Source organism: Streptomyces sp. NPDC059582 (genome assembly GCF_042735715.1).
In the GTDB taxonomy this organism is placed as follows: Bacteria; Actinomycetota; Actinomycetes; order Streptomycetales; family Streptomycetaceae; genus Streptomyces.
The window spans coordinates 87,792-113,868 of the sequence record NZ_JBHWCC010000013.1 but is presented as its reverse complement, the minus strand read 5'-3'; the positions used below and the strand labels follow the sequence as shown (position 1 = coordinate 113,868).

Genomic DNA, 26,077 nt, shown 5'->3' with positions numbered 1-26,077 from the left:
TCTTGGCCGCCATGGGACTGACTGAGTGGGCATACGCGCTCTCCGAATCGCTGCTTTCCGAATCGCTGCCGCGCCGGTGGGAGCACTCGCTAGGGGTCGCCAAGCGTGCTCGCTCCCTGAGCCCGATCCTGAGGGAGGACGCGGAGCTACTGGAAGCCGCGGCCGTGCTGCATGACATCGGCTACTCGCCGGCCATTGCTGCCACGGGCTTCCACCCCTTGGACGGCGCGCGGTTCCTCAGGGATCAGGAAGGCGCAGACGAACGGGTTGTTCGTCTCGTGGCGCATCACTCATGCGCCTTGCTGGAGGCGGAGGAACGCGGACTTCGTCAGGATCTTGAGAGTGAGTTCGAGCTAGAGCGTCCCGACCTGGTCGACGCCTTGCTGTACTGCGACATGACGACGACGCCGGACGGGACGCAGACGACACCGACCGAGCGGCTGGATGAGATCGTGCAGCGATACGGCTCGGACACGATTGTTGGGCGGTTCATCCAGCGCGCGGCCCCCGAGATCCATGCAGCGTCGAAGCGCGTCGGGGCGCGGATGGCGGAAGCCTCTGTTGGCGGTCAGCCGATGTAGGGCTCTTGCCGCGCGGTATCGAGACCGTGCCTGATGCGCAGCATCATCGAAGGGTGGATGTCCAGTCCGTCAAGGTCCGCTGGATCAATCCAGCGGACCTCTTTCGACTCGCTACTTGTGCGTAGGAAACCGCCGACCGGGTGGGCCCGGAAGCAGATGGAGAACTGTTGCCGGACCTCGCCGTCCTCGTACGCCAACACGTGCTGAGGGTCGGTGTAGAGCCCCACGACGTTGTCGACCTCAACGTCAATGCCGGTCTCTTCCCGGACCTCACGAACGACGGTGTCCGCGATGCGTTCGCCGATGTCATGGCCGCCACCGGGCAGGGCCCAAAGGTCGTTGTCCGTCTTGTGGATGAGCAACAGGCGTCCCGCATCGTTGCGGACCACCGCCGTCACCGAGGGGACCACCGAGTTGGCCTTTGGGGCGTTCGGGTCGCGGAAGTAGTCGATCCGGCTCATCAGTGCGTGCCTTCCCAATCGGTGGGTGAGGAGATCGGGCGGGCCGACTCCCACACCTTCTCAACACTCTCAGCGTAGGCGTCGAAGAGTTCACCGCCCGGAACGCGGCGCAGGTGCAGCACAGGGGCCATGTAGGCGCCGACCCCGTAGAGGTGGCCGTTCGCCAGCATCTCGTCATCGGCCCGGTAGATCGAGTTGTAGAGCGTGGTGCCGTGCAAGCGGAACTCGACACCGGGGAGACCGAAGAGCGGGCCGTAGTTGATGAGGGCGTTTCGAATCTTGCCCGCCATCGCCGCGCCGATCCCTTCGTCTCCGCCGCGAACGGCCACGGCCGGCGACGTGGGCTCTCCCAGGATGAAGCGGATGGGCACTCCGTCGGCCGCCTTCTCCTTCACGATGCGGTGAAACGTCGCATCCTCAGTGAGCCAGAACCCCGAGTACACCATTAGGTCAAACTGCCGGGTCGCCTTGGAGTACAGGTTCGTCCAAAGGGTCTGCATCACTACGGACCGATGCGGATACAGCCTGACCAACTCGGCGTTGCCCGTCGCGGTCACTTCGGCCGACGTCCGTTCGTCCGGCCAGAGGTACGAGACTTCGCATTTCAGAAGTGATGCGGTCGCGTACTGGAAGCGGCGGTACGGCTTGCGCTCGGGGTCGTTGATCCAGCGCTCCACCGTCTTGGCCGAGACTCCGAGACGTTCGGCGACCTCATCAAGGGTCAAGCCCAAGTCGACTATCGCGCCGCGCAGTCGCTCGTTCGCCACGCCCAACCTCCGTTAACTAGGGACGACTTGGTACGACTTCACGCTAGCTAAGAACGACCCAGGTCGTACAGGTGCGAAGTCGAGTGTCGTCGCCCGCGACGCCACTCTGTAGGTGCATCGAGCGCGAGGGGTGCGCGTACTCCAAACAGCCGAAGGGCTTGACGGGGCGAACCCCCCTCTGCAAGATGAGGAACACGTAATACATGTACTTCTCGATCGGGACCGCTTCCGCGGGCCGATCGAGTGCACGACAAGGGGCCCGGGACAGAGCGGGCCGAGGGACCCGGATCCCTGGTCAACCGGAGGGCTCAGATCGAAAGGTCACGTCTCCATACGCCTGAAACGGGAGCCCGTGTTCCCGAAGGAGACAGCGCACCACCTCGCACCAGCAACCGGCTGCTTCGCAGCGTTGGCACGTGTTTCCGGCGTGGCGGCACTCCCGGACAGGACAGCCGCCGCGCCTGGTCTCCCTATCCCGATACGAGAGGAGCAGGTCTTGCGCAGGATCACCAACCCCAAGCACCCGAACGCCGACCAGGTCGGCACGGACGTCCAGTATCGGGGCGAGACGCACCGGATCACGGACGTCGGCGGCAGCTATTTCACGCTCGTACGCCTCCGTGACGGCTACCCCGACAACGTCCAGATCGACGACGTCAACAACGGCAACAAGCGCGACTGACCAACCCCACCACCGCACACGGCGCGCGCCCCCGGAGCTGGAACTCCGGGGGCGCTTTCGGGCCGTACCACCGACTAGGGAGAACACGACCCAATGAACATCATCGTCACAGTTCAGGAAGCTGTTACCGCGTTCGCCGACTGGATGGAGCCGACGGACGCTGAGCTGGATGCGATCGAGCAGGAGATGCCGCTGATCCTGGCGGACGTCGACCTGATCGACGCGCAGATCATCGCCATGGACCACACCCCGAACGAGGTCGACACCCGCCGCACCCGCCGCGCCCTCGCCCGAATGCTGGCCGAGTGGCGCGCCCTCGCCAACCTCACCACCGACGGCACGGTCGGGGGTGCGGCGTGAAGGCCAAGACCGTGTTGCCGGCTGTCGCGATGACGGCGGTGTCCATGGTGCTCACCCTCGCCGTGGTCGTCATGTGGCTCAGTCCCGTGATGCCGTGGCCGGTCGCGCTGGTCGTCGGTCTCGGCATCGACGGCGGATGGCTCGCCACCCTCGCCTACGAACGGCGCCTCGCCGCGCAGGGCGACCACAGCCGCGCCGTGACCGGCGTCGGCTGGTCCTTCGGCCTCATCGCCGCCGGCGTCCTCATCGCCCACGCCCTCGCCGCGGAAGAGTCCGCCGGCGCCTGGCTGGCCGTGGCCTGGCTCCCCATCGCGGCCAAAGCACTCTGGCTGGTCCACGGACTGTGGGAGCGCACGGCACTCACCCCGAACGCCCTCGGGGCGATCCGCGGTATCCAGCAGGAGGCCCGCGACGAGGCGGCCGTGGCCCGCGCCCGGTTGCGGGCGGAAGCCACGACGGAGGAGACGCGGCTGACGGCCGTGACGGACGCCGGGGCCCGCGTCGCACGCGTCCAGGCCCGGACCGCACACAGCCTGTCGCGGGCGTGGTCGACGCTGGAGACCGCACGCGAGGGCGAGGACACCGGACGCGCTTTGACCAGCGTGACGACCCGGGTCACGCCCGGCGTCACACCCGCCTGGAACCTCCCGGTGTGGGGACCCACCGAACCCCTCGCCCTGGATGCGGGGCCCGCACTGACCGACGCGGCGCTTGACGCGCTGGTCGACCAGATCCGACACAGCGAGACCCCGGCCCTGTCCTACCGCGAGATGGCCACCCGCTTCCGCGCCGCCGGCCACTCCGCATCCGAGGTCAGGTTGCGGGCCGCATGGAAGCGCGTCGCGTGAGCGGGACGCTGCCGGTATTCCGGTGGCACCTGGCCCCGGACGGCTACGCCACCCGCCGCCAACTCAGAGCGCGCAACCTGCGCCCCGGCGGACAGGACGTCGCCGCGCAGATGGAACGGCCGCGCCGCCGGGGACGGCCGCCGCTGGTCGCCTACCTGTACCGCGTCGACCTCGCCCGACCGGTCCGGCCGATGACGCCGGGCCGGTGGCGAGCCCATAACGCGATGATGCGCGCTCGCCGCACCTGCCCGACCTGCCGGCGCGACGCCGGATACGTCATCCCCACCTCACTCGGCACCTGCGTGCCCTGTACCTACCCCAACCAGCCCGAATCGCCGAGGAGTTGCTGACCATGGGCAAGCCCGACACCCGCCGTCTGGACCGTGCGATCCGGGAGACGACGCGCAAGCTCGAAGCGGTCCGGCAGGGCGAGATGTGGCCCCTGACCGGACCGGAGCGGCGCGCGGCATTGCGGGCGCTGGCCGGCGGCTCCTACCGGGTCATGCGCGGCAGGAGCACCAGCCGCGCGGACAACCGGCTGGAGTCCGTCTCGACCGCTGCGGAGACGCGGCTCATCGCGGAACTGACCGCTTTGCAGATCGAGCGGCAGCGGATCGTCACCGAGACCGCCCGCGCCAAAGCCGCCAAGAAGTCCTTCGGCTGGTGGTGACACCCGCCCGCACCACCCCGCCCCGCACGGAACCCCTTCCACTTCACCCCGCCATGGGGCAGTCAGGAGTGCTCACCACCATGAGCCAGAACGTCGTTCCCCTGCACAAGCCCACCGACCCACCCGCCGTGACCACGCTGACCGTGGTCCCCAACCCGCCCGCCGTCCGGCCCGTGCCACTGTGGGTGCGCTCCGGCCGCGCCGTGCGAACCGCGGTCACGCACGAGACCACCCGCACCGCCGCCCGCGCCGTGGCCCGGCACGGCCTCTACACCTTCAACGGGGGCCGGATCGTCGCCCGCCGCACCTGGGACGGCCGCACCGGGGCCCGCTACGAGCGGATGCTGCGCGCTGCGGAAGCCGCGGGGAACTACGAGGTGGCGGAAGAGTGGGAAGAGCGTCTCCAGCGCTTCCGCGAGGCACGTCACCGCCGCCGCATGGACCTGCTCCACTCGCCCGTCGACGCGGCCAAGGGCGTCGCGGTCGGCGCCGGAATGAGTGTCGGCGTGCTGGTCGCGCTCGGGGTCGTGATGGCCATCAACAACGGCGACGTCGCCGACGTCATCACCCCCCTGGCGGCCACTATCGCGTTCATCGGGCTGCTGATCCGGATCGTGCAGGTGGTGTGGGGCCCGGCGGTCACGATCGGCCCGTTCCTCGCCCTGCTCGCCCTGTGGGCCGTCGGCAGCAAACAGCAAGCCGCACCCGCATGGTCGATGCCCGACAACGTCCGTTCCAGCGAGGGCGAGCCCATCACGCCCTCGATCGTGGTCAAGGCCCTGCGCGACCTGGGCGTCCCGGCGCTGCGAGGCGCCATCAAGGAGATGGGCGACGCCGGCGCGAGCATGCTCGGTCCGATCCGGATCGCCGGATGCGGCGTCGAAGTCGACGTCACGCTCCCGTCCGGGGTCACAACGACCGAGGTGCAGCAGCGCCGACGCAAACTCGCCGAGAACCTGACCCGGCACGAGCACGAGGTGTTCATCATGACCGCGGAGGCGGCCCGCACCGTCCGCGTGTGGATCGCCGACTCCGGAGCGCTGGACCAGCCGATCGGCCCCTCGCCGCTGGTCACGGACGAGACGATGACCGCCAACTACGCCAAGAGCAAGGCCCCGTGGGGTCAGGACCTGCGCGGCGACGCCGCCAGCCTGAGCGTCTTCCAAAGGCACCTGCTGATCACGGGGTTGTCGAACCAGGGCAAGACTGCCGCCCTGCGCGCCCTCGCCCTCTGGCTCGCCCTCGACCGGTCGGTCGCGTTCTGGATGGGTGACCTGAAGGGCGCGGGCGACTGGCGGATGTTCGACGGCCTGGCCGTCCGCCTCATCCAGGGACCGACCGACGACCACGTCATCCAGGTCACCGAGATGCTCGAGGACGCGGTCGAAGAGATGAACCGCCGACTCCAGGCGCCGCCCGGAACGGCATTCCCGCCGCTCATCATCGTCGTCGACGAGGCACAGGTCGCGTTCATGTGCCCGGTCAAAGACAAGGAGAAGCGCCCCTACGGCGGCTCCAGCTCCACCTCCCGGTACTTCATGGCCGCGCGGAAGATCCACAACCAGGGCCGGGCCGTGAACGTGCTGCTGTGGCAGGGCACCCAGGACCCCACCGATCAGAACCTTCCCAAGCTGGTCCGCGAGGGCGCCCACACCCGCGCTTCCCTCGCCCTGGGCACCGAAGCGCAGAGCGTCATGGCGCTCGGGGAGAAGGCCGTGAACGGCGGCGCCGCCCCGCACCTGCTGCGCCCCGGTCTGGACAAGGGAACCCTGGTCGTCGCCTCCGACGGCATCGACACCCCCAAGGGACAGGCCTCCGTCACGGTCCGCACGCACTACATCAGCACCGACGACGCCGTAGTCATCGCCGACCGCGCCAAGGCACTGCGCGACGGGGTCACCACGCTGCATGTGGTCGAGCGGGGTGAGGAGCGTGACCCGCTCGCCGACATCGCCGGCGTCATCGGGGACGCCCCGCGACTGATCACCCAGGACGTGTTGAAGCGGCTCGCGGCACTCAGCGAGGACGCCTATGGCAAGTGGTCGTTCATCGACCTCAAGCGCGTCCTGGACGGCACCGGAGCCGAACCGTACAAGTCCGACGGGCGCATGGTCGTCGCCCGCGAACGCGTCGCCCGCGCCCTCGCCAACCGCGACACGAACGGTTCCGCTTCCGCCGCCGAATAGCAGGGAGCCACACCCCGACGGGTCAGGGAGGCAGGGAGAACTCCCTAATCCCCTCCCTGACCCGCCTCCCTGCATCTGACCTGCACGAATGATCGCCAGGGAGGTAGGGAGGCATCCCAGGTCAGCCCCCTGAAACCCCCTCCACAGGCCACCCACAAGGGTGTGCCATCGCCTCCCTGACCGAGCACTGGAAGGGATTCCGCATGTACCCCGAACACGGTCACCACGCGCCCACACAAGGGGCCGTGGAAGTCCACACGCCCACCCCGATCGCCCCCGCCATCGTCACGCCGGCGCCGCTCATCCCCGTCCAGCCGGGAGCGGTCCCGTCGGTGGCGAGCGTGGTCCTGCCCGACGGCCGTGTCGTCACCGGCTACGCCATCAACCCCATGCAGCCCGAACCCCTCGCCACGAAGCCGGCCGTCTCGCGCGCGGCGGTGAACGTCGCCCTCGGGGGCGTCGGATTCCTCGCCGCGTGCGGCGGACTGCTCCTGCTCACCACGTTCATCGCCGCTCTGACCGCGCTCATCACCCAGCTCATCACCCTCGCGGCCGTGATCTTCGGCGGATGGATCGCCGTGCAGTTGTTCAGCGCGAGTGGCCACCGGGGCGGGACCACGGTCAACATCCGCAAAGCCGTGATCAAGCGGAACAGGTTCCACGGTTGACCAGCCGGAACGGGCTACGGCTGGTTGTAGGCGAGCGGCCAGCCGGCGAAGCCGTCCTCGGTCTGGTAGACCAGCTCGACGTATTCCTCGCCGAGAAGATCCCGCACGTCCGCGGTCGGCTCGCTGGGCAGCAGCACGGCCACCCGCAGGAGGTCTCGGCGCCCGGGGATGTGGCGGCGGTAGTCGGCGAGCTGTCCGATCGCCATCCGCACGTTCGCCCGGGTCGTCTGGCCCTTCGCCTCGTACAGCACGTGATCCGTCGCGTCGTACAGGTCCGGCGTCAACGCTCCCGGCTCGCCGGCAATGGTGATCTGAAAGCTGTGGGTCTCGTGCCCGGCCGCGGCCAAATGCGCGGTAAACGCCTTCACCAACTCGCCCTCGCGGCGCAGGACCTTGCGCTGTCCCGCAGGAATGTCCGCGACCGTCTCCGTGGTGCTGTGCTGCTCGGTCTTCTTGACCTTCGCGCCACTCTGCTGCGGCAGCACCACCGGCGCCGGCACCGCCGTTACGGGGTCGACGACTTCCACCTCGGTTGCCGCGGCGGCCGGAAGGTTGTCGGCTTCCGTCCACGCCGGCGTCGTTCCCTCCGCCGGCCGGAACCGAAAGACCAGCACGTTACGCATCACGCCATCCGTGCCGGGCCCGCGCCGCACCTCATACGGCTTGATGGGGTCCAACACCATCTGCCCGATGTAGCGCTGAAGCATCGCCCCACTGCCCGGCACCCTGCCGTGCGCAACAAACAGATGCAGCTCCCGCCGCTTCTCCACATGGCTCAGCAACGACCCGTTGCGGCCGGACGGCTTCTGGTCCCCCTTCGCGCCGGCACCCGTGTACAGGTACAGCGGACCGAACTCATCGTCTTCCGCACGGCCATCGAAGGTGTAGCCGTACTCCTCACCCGCGGACGGGTCGGAGTACACGAACACCTTTCCCGCATCCGCGGCCGGCTCGATGCCCTGAAACGTGCCACAGCCGTAGGTCGCCGCGATGGCATCACGCGTCGTCACCAGTCCCGGCACAAGATCAACGGTCGTCGTCATGCCGCGACAGTAACCGCCCCCACTGACACCCCGCCGCCGCAATTCCGCGGCGCAACGAAAGGGCGGCCCCCGTCTCGCCAAAGTCCGGGACCGCCCTCACCAACCAGCATCCATCCCAGGAACTGGAGACATCCAGCATGACCCAACCCACCGACATCCGGCGAGCCCTCGCCGCCCTCACGCTGGCGCTGGAGGTGGCCGCGTGAGCACCGTCCCGCCCCTGTTGGACACCGCGCTCGCGCTGGCCGCACGCTCGGTCCCGGTGCTGCCGCTGCGGGCTGGAAAGGTGCCGTTCGGCAACTGCGCCGCCTGCTCCGGCAACGCGTGCGGCGGCCGGCCGAACATGAAAAGCGCCGGCCCCTGCCACTGCCCCAAGGCGTGCCACGCGTGGGCCGCGGCCACCACCGACCCGCAGGTGCTCACCTCGCCCGCGTGGGCCACGGCGTGGCGGCAAGCCGTATCCGTCGCCTACCACCCCGGCGGCGCCGGACTGACCGTCGTGGATCTCGACAACCCCGCGGCTGTCGACTGGGCTCGCGCGGCCCTGCCCGCCACCCGGACCGTGCCCACCACGCGCGGCGAACATTGGATCTACCAGGGCACCACCCGTTCCGTGAATGGCGTCCGTAACGGTGTCGACATCAAGTCGACGATGGCCTATGCCCGGTGGCGCGGGTCCGGTGCCGGCAGCACGGCCCGCCTGCCGGACGTCGTGCGCGCGCTGACCGTGAAGGAACCCACCGCGGCCCGGCCGGCGGCCGTCATGGTGCCCGCACGGGCTGAGGGCGGGGAGTGCCCGCACCGCACGCCGACCTATCTGGACCGTGGCATCGCCATGGCCGAGCAGCGCATCGCCGCGGCCTCCAGCGCGGTGCACGCCACCGTCTACCGGACGTTCCTCGCGGTGCTGTCCACGCACGGCCGGTGCGGATGCCTCACCGACGCCCACACCGCGCGGCTGTTCGCCGCCGCGCAGGCCAAGGGCGAATCGCCGCGGCACTGCACCGACGCGTGGACCAACGCCCTGACCACGTTGGGACTGTGACATGTCCGACGACGAGAAGAACCCCGCCCGCGAAGTCATCGCCGACTACGCGCACGCGCACTTCCGCTACTTCCGCACGGCCGACGGAACCGTGTACGCGCAGAAGAACGGCCACCCCGTGGCCCGACCGATCCGCTCCCAGGGCACCACCGGCAGCCACCGACAGGAACTCATGGTCGGCCTGTACAAGGACGGAATCGGCGTGTTCAACGGCACCGCACTCAAAGAGGCGTTGGACCTGATCGAAGCACTCGCGTTGACCGAGGACGTGCAGCCCGTACACATCCGCGTCGCCCCCGGATTCGATGGGGCGACGTGGCTGGACCTGGGCCGTAACGACGGACAGTCCGTCCGCATCCACCCCACCGGCTGGGACATCCTCACCCCCGACCCGCGCGAAGTGTGCTGGCGGCGCACCCAGCTCACCGGGGAACTGCCGCTGCCGGCCAAGGACACCGACGGCAAGGGCATCGACCTCCTTCTCCGGCTGTGCAACTTCGCCACCGCGGAAACCGAGTGCCTGGCCATCGCGTGGCTGATCGGCTGTTTGGGGCCGTCCGTGCCCGTGCCCGCGCCGTTCCTCACGGGCCCGCAGGGTGCGGGGAAGTCGACCGGCGGGCGGATGCTCGTGCGGATCATCGAGGGCATGAGCGGTGACCTGCGCAGGGCGCCGAAGGATGAGGAGAACCTGATCGCGGCCGTGGCGGCCGGATGGGTCACCGCGCTGGACAACCTCTCCCACATGACACCGGAACTCTCGGATGCGATGTGCTGCATCGTGACCGGCGCCGAAAGCGTCAAGCGCGCCCTGTTCACCGACGGGGACGTCTTCCGCGTCGGCTACCGCCGACCCCTGCTGCTGACCGGTATTGATGTGGGAGTCATCCGGCCCGACCTCGCCGAACGGCTCCTACCGCTGCGGTTGGAGCGGCCCCGGGTGCGACGCACCGAAGCGGAACTGTGGGCGGAGTACGCGGAGGTTCTACCGGTCGTTCTCGGCTCGCTCCTGGACCTCACGGTGAAGGTCCGCGCCGCCGAGGCGGAAACCCCCACCGACCTGCGCATGGCGGACTTCGCCCACCTGTGCGCGCAGCTCGATGCCGCAACCGGTCTGGGAGCTCTCGCCGCCTACCGGGCGAGTCTGGACGATCTGAACGACGACGTCATTGAGGGCGACCTCCTGGCGCAGACCGTGTTGCAGCACGCCGCCGGCATCGAACCGGGTGCCGAGCAGCGGATGACGTCCACGGAGTGGCTGCACTGCCTCAGCCGCGTCTACATCGGCGACGACTGCCGCCCTTTGCCCAAGGGCTGGCCGACCACCGGGAAGGTGCTCTCCGACCGTCTCAAGCGGCTACAGCCCACCCTCGCCGCCCGGGGCGTCCTCATCGACTCGGGCCGCACCAAAGCGGGCCGCTACATCGAAATGACCCGCACCCAGGCCGTGCCCCGGCACGAACAGCAGGCGCTCTGACCGGCACCGCTGTTCAAGTAAGAGGAGCACCACCGGCCAGGCGTGCTCCTCTTGCTGTTCGGCGCTTGCGCCGCCTGATGGACGCGCCGCGCAGCGGCTCCTTCTTCACGTCCTAAGCCGCACCAGACCACCACAGACACCCCCTCCTTTTTCCTAAGTAGGAGAGCGGTGCGTCACCTGCGTCACCAGGCCCCAGAAAGCGCCCTCTGAGCTGCGCATACAGCGGTGACGCAGACGGCGAATTCTGCGTCACCGCTGCGTTACCTGCGTCATCGATGCACGCAGCGCCTGCGTCACCGATGACGCACTCTCGCCCCTTTGCGTCACCCAAAACGCGCAGGTCAGAAGCCCGTATGACGCGGATGACGCGGTGACGCAGAAATCCACACCTCGGACACAGCCCGGCACCCCGGGGCGGGACTTGCTCTTTCCCTTTCCGCAGGAAGGACGTCATGAAGAGGTACCTGACGACTGCAGAAGTCGCCGAGCGTTACCGCACGTCGCCCGCAACCGTCCGCTACTGGCGCTACGCCGGAACCGGCCCGCAGTGCTTCATGAGGCGCGGTCGACGCGTTCTGTACGACGCCGTCGCGCTCGACAAGTACGACTCCGAGGAGATCGGAAGCCAACGCGCAGCATGACCCAAACCAGCAATGAGCCCTACCTGATGGCCGACTCGACTTACTCTGAGAGGACGGGTTCTGATGGCTGACGTGTACGACCGCTGGCATCTGTCCCGGCCGCCGGCCGACGCCGAGCCTTGCGAGGCACACAGCAGCAAGACGCAGACGGTGTATCCCAGCACCGATCACGGCACAGGGAAACGCTGGCAGGTGCGCTACCGGGACTTGTCCGGCAAGCAGTGCAAGGAGAACTTCGAGAAGAAGACTGCTGCGGACTCCCGGGCCGCCAAGGTGACGACTGAACTCGACGACAGCACGTTCGTGAACCGGGAGTTGGGCAAGCAGAAGTTCAGGGTCATCGCTGAACGCTGGCAGGAGACAGCCGTACACCGCGAGCGGACCGAGACGAACGTTGAGCGGGCCCTACGGCTGCACGTCTACCCGACTTTCGGCAACCGGGAGATCGGCCGGATTCAGCGGGTGGACGGACTGAGGTGGATCAAAGAGCGGTCTGCGGCCATTGCTCCGTCGACCTTCGCGACGCCCTGGAATGTCTGCACCAGCATCCTGAAGATGGCCCATCAAGAGGGGATCATCCCGAAGTACCCATGGGAGGGGCTGAAACCACCAGAGGTCTTCTATCCGGAGATCCACCCGCTTCATCCGGAGGCGGTGAAGGCGCTCATCGTGACCGCGTCTCCCCGGTACCGCGCCCTGGTGAGGCAGGCCGCTTCGACGGGCTTACGGCAAGGCGAGTTGTTCGGGCTGGAGGACCGCGATCCTGCCGAGATTGTGACGGTCAAACAACAGTTGATCGGTCCCGACAAGGGGGTGCCGTACCTCGGGGAGCCGAAGACCAGGCAGAGCTATCGGGCCGTTCCTCAAGGACGTTCGGTCGTAGACGAGATCGCACGGCATCGCGAGAAGTTCCCGCCGCGGATCGTGCACATCGAGGACCGGACGAACCCACGAAAGCCCGTATGGCGTCATGCCCGATTGCTGTACACCAGCGAGACCGGCGGAGCGATCCGGCGGGGGAGCTGGGCGAAAGTGTGGGCCCGGAACGTGAAGCGGGCGAACGCCCACCTGAAGAAGGCGGGCGGCAAGGTCCGTGTCCCCGAGGACACGACGCTTCACGATCTGCGGCACTTCTACGCCTCAGTCCTGATCAAGAACGGGGCGACGCCGAAGCAGGTGCAGATGAGGCTTGGTCACGCTAAGCCATCGATCACGCTGAATGTGTACACGCACTTGTGGGAGGCGGAGGAGGACCGGACCGCCGACATGATGGAGGCCGCGCTGAGTGACGTGCCCTGAGAGTGCCCTGTGAGGGGCGGCAGACCCCGAATCCCCTGTTCAAGGGGTTGGTCTTACACCCTGTGCGGGGGTGCCGCCCCTTCGGGGTTCACTCGCAGCCGACGCCGTCTCCGTCGCGGTCGAGGTGGCGGCCGTAGCCGGGGTCGCCGACGTGGACGGGGGCGGCCCCCGCGGCCCGGGCGGCGGTGCAGTTGGCGTAGTAGGTGCTGCCGCCTCCGCCGTCGTCCCCTCCGGAGCCTCCCGCGACGTCCCCGCTGTCGTCGGAGCCGTTGTCCGCCGCCGGCTGGGCCGTGACCGTCTTCGTGACCTTGACGGTCTTCGTGGCGGTCACCGTGGCGGCCGGCTCGGGCGCCGCGGTCTCGGTCGCGGTCGCCGTGGCCGTGACGGTGACCGTCGGGCGCGGCTCGGCGGCGGCGGCCTTGGCGTCGCCGGTCGACGTGTCCTGCCCGCCGCTGCCGATGCCGACGCCGATGAACAGGGCCAGGCCGAGCGCCGGGAGCAGGTAGCGCTTGCGCGCCCAGCGCGGGGCGGGCGAGGCGGCCGGAGCGGCGTACGGGTTGGTCATCGCGTTCCCCCAAGGTGTGCCAGATGCGGGGATGACCGTAATGCCGGGACACCATTTGTGGAGGGGAAGTGATGGGTTCGTGACGAAGGGAGCGGGTGCGATCCCGGCGGGATCCGGGCGCCATCCGGGAGTGCGTGAGCGGTTGTTGTCCGGACTCCTTGCGACGAATGCCTTGACGAATGTCACACGCATAGAAAATGCGCAATTCAGACATAAGGGGACTTTCTCCGCGTCATGGGTCTCTTCGTCCCTGTAGCGTCGCCGTCATTCGTCGCATCCCGCAGTCAAGGCGGGCGGGTTGCCGATGTGACCCCAGACACTGAGCAGGACGGGAGCTTCCATGCCCGCAACGCACACCATCCGTCGCACGCGACGGGGACTTGCCGCGGTCGTGGCCGCGGGGGCCGCGTTCGCCGCACTCGCCACCGCGGCCCCGGCCGGGGCGAGCACGGGCGGCACGACCGTCGGCGGCTCGCCCGTGACCTGCACCTCGAAGAGCCCGGGGCTCGCGAACCGGCTGTCGCGGGACATCGCCGGCGCCCTGCACGGGCGTGAGGGCGTCTCGGCGCTCGCCGTGTACGACCGCTCCACCGGCACCTCGTGCACACTGCGAGCCGGTACGGCCTTCGACTCGGCGAGCGTGATCAAGGTCACGGTGCTGGGTTCGCTGCTGCGGCAGGCGGCGGACGAGCATCGCGAGCTGACCGCACGCGAGGTGAAGCTCACCACCGCCATGATCACCAAGTCGGACAACGACGCGACCAACGCCCTGTGGCATCAGGTCGGGCTCACCGGCATCCGGCACTTCCTGGCCCTGGCCGGCATGCGGGACACCGTTCCCGCAGTGAACGGCCACTGGGGGCGCACCCAGGTCACGGCGGGCGACCAGCTGAAGCTGCTGCGACTGCTCACCTCGGACAACACGGTCCTCGACCGGAGCGCCCGCGCCTACGCCCTCGGTCTGATGAACCGGGTCGAAGCCGACCAGCGGTGGGGAACCCCGGCAGGGGCGCCCGCGGCGGCCACGGTCCACGTCAAGAACGGCTGGCTGCCGGACGCGAGCGACGGCTGGCGGGTGCACAGCGTCGGTGTGTTCACCGGCGGCGGACGCGACTACGGGATGGCCGTGCTCTCGCGCGGCAGCCGGACGATGGCCGAGGGCATAGCCACGGTCGAGGCCGCGTCCCGGGTCGTGAACCGCGACCTGAAGCCGTCGGCGACAGGCTGACGCCGCCGTCAGCGGCGGGGTCGGGCCGACGTGGATCCGACGGCGGGCTGATGGCGGTTCGACGGCGGGCCGGGGCGGGTTCGGGAGCGCTGCGGGTTCGGGGCGGGGCCCTGCGGGGCCCGGCGGGGGGCGCGTACCCCCGCCGGGCTCCCCGGGCGGCCCAGGCCGGGCCTAGGGTGGGTCCAGGCGTGCCCGGGACATCCGTGGCACCCGTGGCGCCTGTCACATCCGTCGTATCCGTCGTATCCGTCGTGACTTTGCCATCCGTGGCCTCTGTGTCATCTGTGTCATCTGTGGCATCCGTGGAGGGAACACCGCATGTCAGGCTGGAGCGCGCACGACATCCCCGACCAGAGCGGCCGTACGGCCGTCGTCACCGGCGCCAACAGCGGGCTCGGGTACGTCACCGCGCGGGAACTCGCGCGCAAGGGCGCACGCGTGGTCGTGGCCTGCCGGAGCGAGGCGCGGGGACGGGCGGCGGTGGCGCGGCTCGGTAGCGAAATACCGGGCGCGCAGGCCGAGTTCGCCCGCCTGGACCTCGCAGACCTCGGGTCCGTGCGGGAGTTCGCGGCGAAACTGCCGTACGAGCGGCTCGATCTGCTCGTCAACAACGCCGGTGTGATGGCGCTGCCCTACGGGACGACGTCGGACGGGTTCGAGACGCAGTTCGGCGTCAACCACCTCGGACACTTCGCCCTCACGGGGCTGCTGTCGCCCGCGCTGCTCGCCACCCCCGGCGCACGGGTGGTGACCGTCTCCAGCATGATGCACGCGCTGGCGAACATCGACATCGACGACCTCAACAGCGAGCACCGCTACCGGCGTTGGATCGCCTACGCCCGCTCGAAGACCGCCAACCTGCTGTTCACGCACGAGCTGACGCGCAGGCTGGCGGCCGCCGGTTCGGACGTGGTCGCGGCGGCCGCCCACCCCGGGTACGCGGCCACCAACCTCCAGACCGCCGGTCCACGCGCCGAGGGCCGCCGGGGCGCCGAGCGGCTCATGGAGCTCGGCAACCGCGTCATCGCCCAGCCGGCCGAGGCGGGCGCCCTGCCCAGCCTCCACGCCGCCACGGCCCCCGGCGTGCGCCCCGACTCCTTCACCGGCCCGTCCATCGCGATGTGGCGCGGGGCCCCCGCACCGTCGTGGCGGGCCCGCTGGACCCGCGACGACAGGGCGAGCGCCCGCCTGTGGGAGGCGTCCGAAGAGCTCACAGGGGTGACGTACGCCGGGCTGAAGGCGCGGGAGTAGGGGTCTCGAACGGCGGCGGCCGACGGAGTCATGGCCGTGTCCAGCCTGGCCGGCGGCCCCCGGACCCGGCACCCCCCGCGCGGTCGGCACACCCCTGGCACCCGAGGCGCGCCCGGCACCCCCGGCACCCCCGGCAGCCCGAGGCGCGCCCGGCGCCCCCGGCACCCTTGGCAGCCCGAGGCGCGCCCGGCGCCCTGGCACCCCCGGCAGCCCGAGGCGCGCCCGGCACCCCCCCGCGCGGTCGGCACACCCCTGGCACCCGAGGCGCGCCCGGCACCGCTGGCAGCCCGAGGTGCGCCCGGCGCCCTGGCACCCCCGGCAGCCCGAGGCGCGCCCGGCACCCCCCCCGCGCGGTCGGCACACCCCTGGCACCCGAGGCGCGCCTGGCACCCCCGGCAGCCCGAGGCGCGCCCGGCGCCCTGGCACCCCCGGCACCTCCGCGCCCGCACCGCGCCCCGGCCGCCGCCGAAATTCGCTGTCCGCCGCGAGGGGAGTCTTCTACCGTGTCGCGGTGAGCACTCAAGTGATCGTGCTGAACGGCGGTTCCAGCTCGGGCAAGTCCGGTATCGCCCGGTGCCTTCAGGCCGTTCTGCCGGAGCCGTGGCTGAGCGTCGGGATCGACTCCCTGGTCGACTCGATGCCCGCGTCCCTGAAGACCTCGCCCGCGGGGATCGACTTCGCCCCGGACGGCGGAGTGAGCGTGGGACCCCGGTTCCGGGCGCTGGAGGCGGCGTGGATGACGGGGATCGCCGCGACGGTCCGCGCGGGCGCCCGGATCATCGTCGACGACGTGTTCCTCGGCGGTGCCGCCTCCCAGGAACGGTGGCGGCAGGCCCTCGACGGCCTGGACGTGCTGTGGGTCGGCGTCCGCTGCGAGGGTGAGGTCGCGGAGGGCCGGGAGATCGTGCGCGGAGACCGGGTCCCGGGGATGGCCGCGGAACAGGCGGAGATCGTCCACAAGGGAGTGGTCTACGACTTCGAGGTGGACACGACACGCACCGAGTCCCTGGTGTGCGCGCGGGCCATCGCGGCGCGGGTGGCGTGAGCGGGCTCAGCGGCTCCCCGTGAGGTGGGCGAAGACGACCACGTTCCCCTGGTACCCGGTGGTGCGTGAATAGCCCCCGCCACAGGTGATCACCCGCAACTCGGGCCGCCCCGCGGCCCCGTACACCTTCTCGTCGGGGAAGTCCTTCGCCTCGTACACGTCGACCGTGTCGACGGTGAAGAGGGCCACGCTGCCGTCGCGCCGGTCCACCTCGACGGTGCTGCCCTTCTTCAGGGCGCCGAGGTCGTAGAAGACGGCGGGGCCGTCGGTGTTGTCGACGTGGCCGGCCACGATCGCGGTGCCGGTCTCGCCCGGGGTGGTGCCGGCCTCGTACCAGCCGGCGAGGTTCTTGTCCCCGGCGGGCGGGACGTCGAGGCTGCCGGTGCCGGTGAGCCCGAGTCCCATGAGGGGGGCGTTCACGCGGATCGACGGTATGCGGATGCGGTCGGGCGGGGACGGAGGCAGCGCGGGGGCGGCGGCGCGGGCGTCGCCCAGGTCGGCGTGCGCCTGCGCGGCGGACGGCTGTGGCGGGGCGTGGGTCCCGGTGCCGTGCAGCAGCCACACGCCCGAGCAGAGCGCCACGGCGCTGACCGTGGCTATGGCGGTGTTGCCGACCCTGCGCATGCCAGCCTCCCTCTTCCCCTCTTCTTCAGCTCCTCCGAAGCTCCTCTGAAATCGTCCCCGTGCCCCCTCCGGGCCGCGAGGGGCGTCGGACCCGGAGGGGGAGGGGACATGCGGTACCGGCGGACGGACAGCGGAGGGTGTCCGTCAGATCCCGTCGCCTCTCGCCCGGCGATGCAGGAGCCAGGTACCGCCCGCGGCGGCGACGGCGAGAGCCGCCACGCCGGCCGCGGTCTGCACGGGGTCGGTGCCAAGTGCGCCGCCGACCCCCGTCTTTACGCTTCCTCTCGGTTGCACCTGCCCCTGCGGACCGGACAGGGCGGTCATGGTGACCGTCAGATCACCCTTCACCCGCCGACTGCCCTCGGCACACACCGCGACGATCTCGTACGTTCCCGGCTGCGTGGTGCGCGGCACCTGGAACTGACCGATCGCGTCGTTCTCGTGCGTGCTGGGCGCCAGCGTGAACTGCCCGGCGCCCATCGAGCCGGTGTCGCCGAGCGCCGTACCGCCGTTGCCGCAGGCCGACGTGTTCACCGTGACGTGACCACCCGCCACCGTGGTGGACGGGTACACCTCCAGGCTGTCGGAGGTGTCGCCGTACGCCGGCGCGGCGATCCCGCCCGCGGCGACGACGGCGAGCGCGGTGCCGGTCAGCAGACGGGCCGTACGTCGCATCGGTGCTCCCTCGAGCTCATCGGTGGGGCGACGGCCGGCGACACTCCCAAGTGCCGCTGCGTCGGTCGTGCCCCTGCTCTTCCGAGGTAAGTGGCAGCGAGCCGAGCCCGCTCCCTGAGGGAGTGTCAGATTTGGGATGAATGGGTGTCAGAAGGGCGGCCGCGGAATCTCGCCCCGACCCGTTTCGGCAGGTCACAGGCGTGTGAGGGGCCACCGAGGGAAGAATCCCGAAGGGCGCACGGCGCGGGGGTGAACGGGTGAGACGACCGGAGTGGGGCCGCCGAGGACGACCTCCGGGCGGTGCGGTGGACGAAGCGGGTGCCGCGGATCGCCACCGGGGCGCCGGCTGAGCCGGTGGTGAGGGACGGCGGTGGATCGGCCCGTGTGGGCGATCCGGCGGGGCGGGCGACCGTGGTGACCGGGGGCCGTGGCGGGCCGGGCGGTCCGACCCCGCCCGAAGCAGGCCGGAGGCCGGCGCTTTGGGTGCGGGCACCGGCCTCCTCCGGCCGCCCGGCGGATTCACCGGACGGCCACCGTCGCCGCTCCGTCGTACGGGGCGGATCGCAGCTGACGCTGCACGCGGACCGCGGACCGCGGACCGCGGACCGCGAAACGCGATCTATGAACCGCGACCGCGACCGCGAACCGCGACCGCGACCGCGAACCGCGACCGCGACCGCGGGACGCGAAGTGCGAGCCGCGATCAGCCCACGCTCACCGCGCTCCAGGCCGCGGCCACCGCCGCGTACTCCGTGCTGGTCGCGCCGTAGAGGTCCTTCGCCGCGTTCAGGGTCGCCGTGCGGGCGCCCGCGTACTTCGTCGACGAGGTCATGTACACCGTCAGGGCGCGGTACCAGATCGCGCCCAGCTTGTCGTGGCCGATGCCCGTCACCGTGGACCCGTTGCAGGTGGGCGAGTTGTAGCTCACCCCATTGATCGTCTTCGCGCCGCTGCCCTCCGCCAGGAGGTACGCGAAGTGGTTCGCGACGCCCGAGGAGTAGTGGACGTCGAGGTTGCCGACCGACGAGCTCCAGCAGTTCGCGGAGTTGCCGTCCTTCGAGGGCTGGTCCATGAAGCGCAGGGCCGCCTTGCCGAAGCCGGAGCGGACGATCTTCTCACCGATGAGGTAGTCGCCCTGGTCCGAGGAGTTGTTCGCGTACCACTCCACCAGCGTGCCGAAGATGTCGGAGGTCGCCTCGTTCAGGCCGCCCGGCTCGCCGGAGTAGGTCAGCGCGGCGGTCTTGGAGGTGACGCCGTGCGACATCTCGTGACCGGCCACGTCCAGCGCGACCAGCGGGCCGAACGTCGTCCCGTCACCGTCGCCGTACGTCATGCAGAAGCAACTGTCGTCCCAGAAGGCGTTGTTGTAGTTGTTGCCGTAGTGGACGCGGTTGTACGAGCCCTTGCCGTCGCCCGCGATGCCGTTCCGCCCGTGGACGTTCTTGTAGTAGTCCCAGGTCTCGTTCGTGCCGTACTGGGCGTCCACCGCGGCCGAGGAGCGGTCGGAAGTGGCCCCCGTGCCCCAGTGGTTGTCGGTGTCCGTGAAGACCGTCGAAGGCGCCCGGCTGATGCAGATGCCGAAGATGCACAGGTCGGTCTTGTTCGCGGCGTCACCCGTGTACGTGTTGCCGCGCGTCGGGTCCTTGAGCTGGTTCGTCGAGCCCGACACGGTCGTCTCGAGTGCCACCGTGCCGCCGTACAGAGACCTGCCGTCGCCCGTCGCCGTCTCGATGGTGTCCCAGGCGTCGATCTGGGCGCCGGTGCGGGCGTCGGTCAGCACCGCGCGGGCCACCGGGTTGCCGAGCGAGTCCAGTGCGACCACGTCGGTGCGCCAGGCGAGCTTCGGCGTGCCGTGCAGAGCGTCCACGACCAGCCGCGGCTTGGCCGTGACCTTCCTCAGGGTCTCGCCGAGGTTCGCGGCGCGCAGCGCGTTCACCGCGACGTCGGCGGCCTTCGGGGCGGAGACGGCGGGGGTGATCGTGGGGAGCGAGATCGCGGTCCGCGTCGCCCGGTCCGCGCTGCGGTACGCGCCGTGGGAGTCGAGGTGGACGACGAAGTCACCGCCTAGGACGGGGAGTTGGTGGTAGGTGCGGTCGTAGCGGACGTGCTGGGTGCCGTTCTTGTCGACGACGACGTCCCGGACGGTGGTGCCCTGGACGGAGGTCAGGCCGAGTGCGGCCGCGTGGTCCGCGACGGCAGAGGCGGCGTTGTCGATCGCGGTGGTCCGAGTCGGTCTGTCGGCCGCGTCGGCGGTGGGGGAGAGTGCGGCGGCCAGCAGGGTCGCGGTGGTGGCGGCCACGCAGGCGGATGCGAGACGGCGGGACCTGCGAACCGTGCTGACGTGCTGCCGTATCCGATTCATCGGTCTCCTCGGGAAGGCGCCATCGGGCGCGTGTGGGGGGTTGCGCGGGATGTTGACGAAGATTTAAGAGGCCATGACATGTCATGTCCATAGCGCCTGCACGGGGAGGTGTGAGGGGTGAGAATCGTTTCTGCAACGCTTCGGTAGTGCAGATGTGCAGGTGAGAGTGCCGGTGGGGGTACGAGTGGGAGCGCGGGTGCGCGGACAGTTGCCGTTCTTCGTCTACGGGACGCTCCGGCCCGGCGAGATCAACCACGACGTTTTCCTGCGCGGCCGGACGCGGTCCGAGGACCCGGCCCGGCTCGCGGGCGCCGTGCTGTACGACGGGCCCGGATACCCGTACGCCGTGGAGGAGCCCGCCGGTTCCGGTGTGCGCGGGGAACTCGTCACCGCGCTGCCGGACGCGTACGCCGAACTGCTCGTCGACCTGGACCGCTTGGAGGAGTACGTGCCCGGCGATCCGCGCAGTCTCTACGAACGCGTCGAGCGCGAGGTCGCCCGCGTCGCGGACGGCACGGCCGTGCGCGCCTGGGTCTACGTCGCCGCGCCCACGGTCGCCGCGCGCCTGCGGGCCGGCGGCCGGCTCATCGAGAGCGGGGACTGGCGGCCGAGCCGCTGACCCGGTCCGCTGCCCCGGGCCGCGACCGCCTCCGCGCGCCGCACTGCGGCCCGCACCTCACGGCGAGCCCCGCCGCACTGCGGCCCGCACCTCACGGCGAGCCCCGCCTCACGGCGAGCCCCGCCTCACGGCGAGCCCCGCCTCACCCGGGCCCTGCCCCTCCGCGACGCTCGCCCTACCTCGCCCCTCGCCCTACCGCGAGCCCCGCCTCACCGGCCGGCCGCCAGTGCCCGGGTCACCCCCGGCTCCTTCGGGCCGAGGAAGCGGGGGTCCGGCTCGAACAGCACGTCCAGTGCCGCCTTGCCCGCCGCGAAGACTTCCCGGGCGCCCCCGTAGTACCAGGTCACGTCGTGCTTCGCGTCGACGCCGACGCCGTACGACGTCACGCCCGCCGCCTGGCACAGCGCGACCGCCCGCCGGATGTGGAAGCCCTGGCTGATCAGTACGGCCCGGTCCACGCCGAAGATCTTCTTGGCGCGGACACAGGAGTCCCAGGTGTCGAAGCCCGCGTAGTCACTGACGATCCGTCCGTCGGGCACGCCGTGCCGGGTCAGATAGGCGCGCATCGCGTCCGGCTCGTCGTAGTCCTCGCGGCTGTTGTCGCCGGTGACGAGGACGACCTGGATCCGGCCCGCGCGGTACAGGGTGGCCGCCGCGTCGAGGCGGTGCGCGAGGTACGGCGACGGCTCGCCGTCCCACAGGCCCGCGCCGAAGACCACCGCGACCTCGGTGCGGGGGACGTCGGCCGTGGTGTGCAGCCGGTCGCCGGTCACGACGTACAGCCAGGTCGCCGGGGACAGCGCGAGCACGCACCCGGCCATCACGGCCTGCGTCAGCCGCCGCCACCCCGCACGGGTGCGCGGCAGGCGGGGTCTGCTCGGCTTCGGTAGGCGCATCGGACGGTCCCTCCCCAGGTGACCGCGGCGGGGCGCCGTGGCCAGGTCTCGACCCTGGAGGACGCGGTAAAGGGTGATCCGGTTTCGTCGCCGCACCGATGATCGGACCCGTGTTCGATGCCGTCAGGGCAGGTCACCATGCCTCACCCACCCCGTGCCTCCCGCGGTGAACGCGCGGAGAGGGCCTGTCATCCCCGCGCAACGGGACGGCAACCTCGTACCGTCACCATCGGTTCATGACGGCGTCGCTCTCCTTCTTCGACGAGTCCGACCACCGCCGCTCCGGCGGTCTGCCCCCCGGTGGCGCCCATCTCGACAGTGCGGCGCACCTCATGAACCGGATCGGCTCCCAGCTGGCCGGTCAGCTCAGCCGCGTCTCCCTCGACGGCAGGCGGCGTCCCGCGCCGCCCGAGCTCGTCCTGGCGGCCCACGGCAGCCGCGACCCGCGCGCCGCGGCCACGGTCCGTACGCTCCTCGACCGGGTCCGCGAGCTGCGCCCCGGACTGCCCGTGCACCTCGGCCACATCGGGCTGAACGAGCCGCTGCTGTCCGACACGCTCGCCGCCCTGCGCTGCGACGAGGCGGTGCTCGTGCCGCTGCTGCTCGGGCACGGCGGGCCCGTCGAGCGGGACATCACGGAGTCGGCGGCCGGCGCCCGGGTGCGCACGCGCGTGGCCGACCCGCTCGGCCCGCACCCGCTGCTCGTCGAAGCCTTGTACGAGCGTCTGGTCGAGTCCGGCTGGCGGACCCGGCTGAGCGAGGCCGAACGCCGGGGCAGCGGTGTGGTGTTGGCCGCGGCAGGCCCCCGCGATCCCGAGTCGGCGGCCGGCACCCGCGCCACGGCCCGGCTCCTGGCCGAACGCCTCGGGGTCCCGGTGGTCCCCGCCTACGCCTGCGCCGCCACGCCCGACGTCCGCACCGCCGTGCGCGCGATGATCGCGCGGGGCCGCCACCGGGTCGCCGTGGCCGCGTACTTCACCACCCCGGGCGGCTCGGCCACCCGAAGCGCCGAAGCCGCCCCCTGGCTGGCCTCCGCCCCCCTCGGCGCCCACCCGGCGCTGGCCCGCCTGATCCTCCACCGCTACGACCACACGCCGACGACCTCGACCCCCACGGCCCCGAAACTGACAACCGCCTGAACTTCGCGACGCACCGCCGAGGGCCGGCCGCGATTCCCCGCGATCCGGCCCGCGCCCGGACCCTCGCACCCCCCGATTGTCACCGTCGGCGCTTACTGTCGAGACATGGAAGGCACCGCACTCCCCGTCAGTTACGAACCGGCCTCCGTCGAGCGTTGGGCTCCTGAGCCCGACAAACGGCCCGGTCGTACCGCCTTCCAACGCGATCGCGCCCGCGTCCTGCACTCCGCGGCGCTCCGCAGGCTGGCCGGCAAGACCCAGGTGGTGACGCCCGGCACGCGCAGTCAGGTCTGGGACGCCAGTCCGCGTACGCGGCTCACCCACTCCCTCGAATGCGCGCAGGTCGGCCGGGAGCTCGGCGCCGCCCTCGGCTGCGACCCCGACCTCGTCGAGGCGGCCTGTCTCTCCCACGACCTGGGCCACCCGCCGTTCGGGCACAACGGAGAACAGGCGCTGAACGAGTTCGCGGCCGACTGCGGCGGCTTCGAGGGCAACGCCCAGTCGCTCAGGCTCCTCACCCGCATCGAGCCCAAGCGCTTCGTCCGGGACCCCGAGTCCGGCGACCTCGTCAGCGTCGGGCTCAACCTCACCCGGGGCGCCCTGGACGCGGCCACCAAGTACCCCTGGCCGCGGGGCGCGCATCCCACCGCCCCCGGCTCCCCGAAGTTCGGTGTCTACGAGGACGACCGCCCGGTCTTCGACTGGGTCCGCAAGGACGCCCCCGGCACGCGTACCTGCTTCGAGGCCCAGGTCATGGACTGGGCGGACGACGTGGCGTATTCGGTGCACTACGTGGAGGACGGCCTGCACGCCGGCCACATCGACCCCAACTGCCTGCACGCCGAGCCCGAGCGCCAGGAGGTCTTCGCGGTCGCCGTCGGCCGGTACGTGCCCGCGGACACCGACCCCGCCGAGCTCGCCGAGGCTTTGGACCGTCTCCAGGACCAGGAGTGGTGGCCGCACGGCTACGACGGCTCCGCGGTCGCCCAGGCCCGCCTGAAGGACGCCACCAGCCAGCTCATCGGCCGCTTCTGCCTGGCCGCCGAGGGCGCCACGCGCGCGGCCTACGGCAGCGGACGGCTCACGCGCTACACCGCCGAGCTCGTCGTCCCGCGCCCGGTCCGGCTGGAGTGCGCGGTTCTCAAGGCGGTCGCGGACCGCTACGTCATGCAGCGCGCCGAGCAGGAGCGGCTGCGTGCCGACCAGCGGATCGTGGTGGCGGAACTGGCGGAGGCACTCACCGCCCGCGCTCCGGAGGGTCTGGACCCCCAGTTCCGCGCGCTGTTCGACCAGGCGGGCGACGACCGCGCCCGCAAACGGGTGATCGTCGACCAGATCGGCTCCCTGACCGACGCCTCGGCCCGTTCGCTGCACACCTGGCTGACAGCACCCCGAGGCGCGTGAGCGGAGTTCGATCCTGAGGTGGAAGGGCACTCGAAGGTGACCCTGCGTGGCCTGATCGGGTCACCCCCTCTTCCCGCATCACCCTGCGTGCGGGACGCTCGCATATGGCGACACCCTTACGAGGAGGCATCAAGTGGTCGACGCGGATCAGACATTCGTCATCGTCGGAGGCGGCCTGGCCGGCGCGAAGGCGGCCGAGACGCTCCGGACGGAGGGCTTCACCGGCCGCGTGATACTGATCTGCGACGAACGCGACCACCCCTATGAGCGCCCGCCCCTGTCCAAGGGCTATCTGCTCGGCAAGGAGGAACGCGACAGCGTCTTCGTGCACGAACCCGCCTGGTACGCGCAGAACGACATCGAGCTGCACCTGGGCCAGACCGTCGACGCCGTCGACCGGACCGCGAAGACGGTCCGCTTCGGCGAGGACGGCACCCTCGTCCACTACGACAAGCTGCTGATCGTCACCGGAGCCGAGCCCCGCCGGCTGGACGTCCCGGGCACGGACCTGGCCGGTGTCCACCATCTGCGCCGGCTCGCCCACGCCGAACGCCTCAAGGGCGTCCTGGCCGCCCTCGGCCGTGACAACGGACACATCGTGATCGCGGGCGGCGGCTGGATCGGCCTGGAGGTCGCGGCGGCGGCCCGCGAGTACGGCGCCGAGGTCACCGTCGTCGAGCCCGAGCCGACCCCGCTGCACGGCGTCCTCGGCCCCGAGCTGGGCAACGTCTTCGCCGAGCTGCACCGCGAGCACGGGGTCCGCTTCCGCTTCGGCGTCCGCCTCACGGAGATCGTCGGCCAGGACGGCATGGTCCTCGCCGCCCGCACCGACGACGGCGAGGAGCACCCCGCGCACGACGTCCTCGCGGCGATCGGCGCGGCCCCCCGGATCTCCCTCGCGGAGGCCGCGGGCCTGGAGCTCGCCGACCGCTCGCAGGGCGGTGGCATCGTGGTGGACGCCCAGCTGCGCACCTCCGACCCCGACATCTACGCGGCCGGGGACGTCGCCTCCTTCCCGCACCCCCTCTTCGGCCGGCTGCGCGTCGAGCACTGGGCCAACGCGCTCAACGCCGGTCCGGTCGCGGCCCGCGCGATGCTCGGCAAGGACGTCACCTACGACCGCGTGCCCTACTTCTTCTCCGACCAGTACGACCTGGGGATGGAGTACAGCGGATGGGCGCCGCCGGGGTCGTACGACGAGGTGGTGATCCGGGGGGACGCGGTCAAGCGGGAGTTCATCGCCTTCTGGCTCAAGGAGGGCAGGGTGCTGGCCGGGATGAACGTGAACGTGTGGGATGTCACAGAGCCGATCCAGCAGCTGATCCGGTCCAGGACCCAGGTGGACACGGAGGCGCTGGCGGATCCGCACGTCTCGCTCGAGAGCCTCGTCCCCTGAGCGGTCGCGACGAGGCCCGCCGCGGTACCCGCGCCGAAAAGGAGCGCGGGCAACCGGGCGAGCGGCGACGGAGCGGGCGCGGGCAACCGGGCGAGCGGCGACGGACGGCCCGCGGGTTCGGCACCGCGCGTCCGGCGAAGCGCTCGGG

The 26,077-nt window shown here is 70.8% G+C and carries 27 protein-coding genes; 19 read left to right on the top strand and 8 right to left on the bottom strand.

The features are described from left to right. Window positions 1-11: 11 nt before the first annotated feature. Window positions 12-581: an HD domain-containing protein gene (locus ACFV0T_RS14535; protein ID WP_385778268.1), complete on the top strand. Its 570-nt coding sequence runs from the start codon at window positions 12-14 to the stop codon at window positions 579-581. Here ACFV0T_RS14535 and ACFV0T_RS14530 read toward each other — a convergent pair. Both ACFV0T_RS14530 and ACFV0T_RS14525 read right to left on the bottom strand, forming a co-directional pair. Next, on the bottom strand, window positions 569-1,042 hold the full coding sequence (locus tag ACFV0T_RS14530) for an NUDIX domain-containing protein (RefSeq protein WP_385778266.1): 474 nt from the start codon (window positions 1,040-1,042) through the stop codon (window positions 569-571). The genes ACFV0T_RS14535 and ACFV0T_RS14530 overlap by 13 nt on opposite strands. Then, window positions 1,042-1,809: a helix-turn-helix domain-containing protein gene (locus ACFV0T_RS14525; protein WP_385778264.1), complete on the bottom strand. Its 768-nt coding sequence runs from the start codon at window positions 1,807-1,809 to the stop codon at window positions 1,042-1,044. The genes ACFV0T_RS14530 and ACFV0T_RS14525 overlap by 1 nt, the downstream gene beginning before the upstream one ends. A 496-nt stretch (window positions 1,810-2,305) precedes the next feature. On the opposite strand from ACFV0T_RS14525, the gene ACFV0T_RS14520 reads away from it, so the two are divergent. The 7 genes from ACFV0T_RS14520 to ACFV0T_RS14490 all read left to right on the top strand — a co-directional run bounded on the left by ACFV0T_RS14520 (window position 2,306) and on the right by ACFV0T_RS14490 (window position 7,223). Then, complete coding sequence (locus tag ACFV0T_RS14520) at window positions 2,306-2,491, top strand: hypothetical protein (protein WP_385778262.1); 186 nt, start codon at window positions 2,306-2,308, stop codon at window positions 2,489-2,491. Between the two features lie 93 nt (window positions 2,492-2,584). Then, window positions 2,585-2,851, top strand: coding sequence for a DUF6284 family protein (locus ACFV0T_RS14515; protein ID WP_385778261.1), 267 nt, complete (start codon window positions 2,585-2,587; stop codon window positions 2,849-2,851). Then, window positions 2,848-3,699 carry a protein spdB gene (locus ACFV0T_RS14510; RefSeq protein ID WP_385778259.1) on the top strand — a complete coding sequence of 284 codons (852 nt, stop codon included), beginning with the start codon at window positions 2,848-2,850 and terminating at the stop codon, window positions 3,697-3,699. Before ACFV0T_RS14515 ends, ACFV0T_RS14510 begins: the two co-directional genes overlap by 4 nt. Next, complete coding sequence (locus ACFV0T_RS14505; RefSeq protein WP_385778257.1) at window positions 3,696-4,049, top strand: RRQRL motif-containing zinc-binding protein; 354 nt, start codon at window positions 3,696-3,698, stop codon at window positions 4,047-4,049. The genes ACFV0T_RS14510 and ACFV0T_RS14505 overlap by 4 nt, the downstream gene beginning before the upstream one ends. Window positions 4,050-4,051: 2 nt before the next feature. Then, window positions 4,052-4,369, top strand: coding sequence for a hypothetical protein (locus tag ACFV0T_RS14500; RefSeq protein WP_385778255.1), 318 nt, complete (start codon window positions 4,052-4,054; stop codon window positions 4,367-4,369). An 80-nt stretch (window positions 4,370-4,449) separates the two neighbouring features. Continuing rightward, entirely contained in the window at window positions 4,450-6,555 is a 2,106-nt protein-coding gene (locus tag ACFV0T_RS14495; protein ID WP_385778254.1) for an ATP-binding protein, read from the top strand. Between the two features lie 203 nt (window positions 6,556-6,758). Continuing rightward, window positions 6,759-7,223 carry a hypothetical protein gene (locus ACFV0T_RS14490; RefSeq protein ID WP_385778252.1) on the top strand — a complete coding sequence of 155 codons (465 nt, stop codon included), beginning with the start codon at window positions 6,759-6,761 and terminating at the stop codon, window positions 7,221-7,223. 14 nt (window positions 7,224-7,237) lie between these two features. Here the strand turns inward: ACFV0T_RS14490 and ACFV0T_RS14485 are convergent, their stop codons facing one another. Next, on the bottom strand, window positions 7,238-8,266 hold the full coding sequence (locus tag ACFV0T_RS14485; protein ID WP_385778250.1) for a hypothetical protein: 1,029 nt from the start codon (window positions 8,264-8,266) through the stop codon (window positions 7,238-7,240). A 202-nt stretch (window positions 8,267-8,468) separates the two neighbouring features. Between ACFV0T_RS14485 and ACFV0T_RS14480 the strand changes: the two genes are divergently transcribed. The 4 genes from ACFV0T_RS14480 to ACFV0T_RS14465 all read left to right on the top strand — a co-directional run bounded on the left by ACFV0T_RS14480 (window position 8,469) and on the right by ACFV0T_RS14465 (window position 12,725). Next, complete coding sequence (locus ACFV0T_RS14480) at window positions 8,469-9,311, top strand: bifunctional DNA primase/polymerase (RefSeq protein WP_385778248.1); 843 nt, start codon at window positions 8,469-8,471, stop codon at window positions 9,309-9,311. Window position 9,312: 1 nt separating this feature from the next. After that, complete coding sequence (locus tag ACFV0T_RS14475) at window positions 9,313-10,785, top strand: ATP-binding protein (RefSeq protein ID WP_385778246.1); 1,473 nt, start codon at window positions 9,313-9,315, stop codon at window positions 10,783-10,785. A gap of 452 nt (window positions 10,786-11,237) precedes the next feature. Then, window positions 11,238-11,426 (top strand): helix-turn-helix domain-containing protein, encoded by a 189-nt coding sequence (locus ACFV0T_RS14470; protein WP_385778244.1) that lies wholly within the window; start codon window positions 11,238-11,240, stop codon window positions 11,424-11,426. Between the two features lie 63 nt (window positions 11,427-11,489). Continuing rightward, window positions 11,490-12,725: a tyrosine-type recombinase/integrase gene (locus tag ACFV0T_RS14465; RefSeq protein ID WP_385778242.1), complete on the top strand. Its 1,236-nt coding sequence runs from the start codon at window positions 11,490-11,492 to the stop codon at window positions 12,723-12,725. 88 nt (window positions 12,726-12,813) lie between these two features. Here ACFV0T_RS14465 and ACFV0T_RS14460 read toward each other — a convergent pair whose 3' ends face one another. Beyond that, complete coding sequence (locus tag ACFV0T_RS14460; RefSeq protein WP_385778240.1) at window positions 12,814-13,290, bottom strand: excalibur calcium-binding domain-containing protein; 477 nt, start codon at window positions 13,288-13,290, stop codon at window positions 12,814-12,816. 340 nt (window positions 13,291-13,630) lie between these two features. Here ACFV0T_RS14460 and ACFV0T_RS14455 point away from each other — a divergent pair, with 340 nt between their 5' ends. The 3 genes from ACFV0T_RS14455 to cpt all read left to right on the top strand — a co-directional run bounded on the left by ACFV0T_RS14455 (window position 13,631) and on the right by cpt (window position 16,814). After that, a complete protein-coding gene (locus ACFV0T_RS14455) occupies window positions 13,631-14,518 on the top strand; it encodes a serine hydrolase (protein WP_385778238.1) in 888 nt (295 codons plus the stop codon). A gap of 318 nt (window positions 14,519-14,836) precedes the next feature. After that, window positions 14,837-15,769 (top strand): oxidoreductase, encoded by a 933-nt coding sequence (locus ACFV0T_RS14450; protein WP_385778236.1) that lies wholly within the window; start codon window positions 14,837-14,839, stop codon window positions 15,767-15,769. A 511-nt stretch (window positions 15,770-16,280) separates the two neighbouring features. Continuing rightward, window positions 16,281-16,814 (top strand): chloramphenicol phosphotransferase CPT, encoded by a 534-nt coding sequence (cpt, locus tag ACFV0T_RS14445; RefSeq protein WP_385778234.1) that lies wholly within the window; start codon window positions 16,281-16,283, stop codon window positions 16,812-16,814. Window positions 16,815-16,820: 6 nt separating this feature from the next. On the opposite strand, the gene ACFV0T_RS14440 is transcribed toward cpt, so the two are convergent. From ACFV0T_RS14440 to ACFV0T_RS14430, 3 genes are all read right to left on the bottom strand, one after another. Further along, entirely contained in the window at window positions 16,821-17,438 is a 618-nt protein-coding gene (locus ACFV0T_RS14440; RefSeq protein ID WP_385778232.1) for a class F sortase, read from the bottom strand. Between the two features lie 144 nt (window positions 17,439-17,582). Next, a complete protein-coding gene (locus tag ACFV0T_RS14435) occupies window positions 17,583-18,113 on the bottom strand; it encodes a hypothetical protein (RefSeq protein WP_385778230.1) in 531 nt (176 codons plus the stop codon). Between the two features lie 703 nt (window positions 18,114-18,816). Then, window positions 18,817-20,475: a M4 family metallopeptidase gene (locus ACFV0T_RS14430; RefSeq protein WP_385778228.1), complete on the bottom strand. Its 1,659-nt coding sequence runs from the start codon at window positions 20,473-20,475 to the stop codon at window positions 18,817-18,819. A gap of 172 nt (window positions 20,476-20,647) precedes the next feature. On the opposite strand from ACFV0T_RS14430, the gene ACFV0T_RS14425 reads away from it, so the two are divergent. Beyond that, window positions 20,648-21,094, top strand: a complete 447-nt coding sequence (locus ACFV0T_RS14425; protein ID WP_385778226.1) for a gamma-glutamylcyclotransferase family protein — start codon at window positions 20,648-20,650, stop codon at window positions 21,092-21,094. A 209-nt stretch (window positions 21,095-21,303) separates the two neighbouring features. Here the strand turns inward: ACFV0T_RS14425 and ACFV0T_RS14420 are convergent, their stop codons facing one another. Next, window positions 21,304-21,990 carry a vancomycin high temperature exclusion protein gene (locus ACFV0T_RS14420; protein ID WP_385778224.1) on the bottom strand — a complete coding sequence of 229 codons (687 nt, stop codon included), beginning with the start codon at window positions 21,988-21,990 and terminating at the stop codon, window positions 21,304-21,306. A 236-nt stretch (window positions 21,991-22,226) separates the two neighbouring features. Here ACFV0T_RS14420 and ACFV0T_RS14415 point away from each other — a divergent pair, with 236 nt between their 5' ends. The 3 genes from ACFV0T_RS14415 (at window position 22,227) to ACFV0T_RS14405 (ending at window position 25,929) form a co-directional block, all read left to right on the top strand. Beyond that, entirely contained in the window at window positions 22,227-23,129 is a 903-nt protein-coding gene (locus ACFV0T_RS14415; protein WP_385778222.1) for a sirohydrochlorin chelatase, read from the top strand. 105 nt (window positions 23,130-23,234) lie between these two features. Further along, on the top strand, window positions 23,235-24,533 hold the full coding sequence (locus tag ACFV0T_RS14410) for a deoxyguanosinetriphosphate triphosphohydrolase (protein WP_385778220.1): 1,299 nt from the start codon (window positions 23,235-23,237) through the stop codon (window positions 24,531-24,533). 133 nt (window positions 24,534-24,666) lie between these two features. After that, window positions 24,667-25,929 (top strand): NAD(P)/FAD-dependent oxidoreductase, encoded by a 1,263-nt coding sequence (locus ACFV0T_RS14405; RefSeq protein WP_385778218.1) that lies wholly within the window; start codon window positions 24,667-24,669, stop codon window positions 25,927-25,929. The last annotated feature ends 148 nt before the right edge of the window (window positions 25,930-26,077 follow it).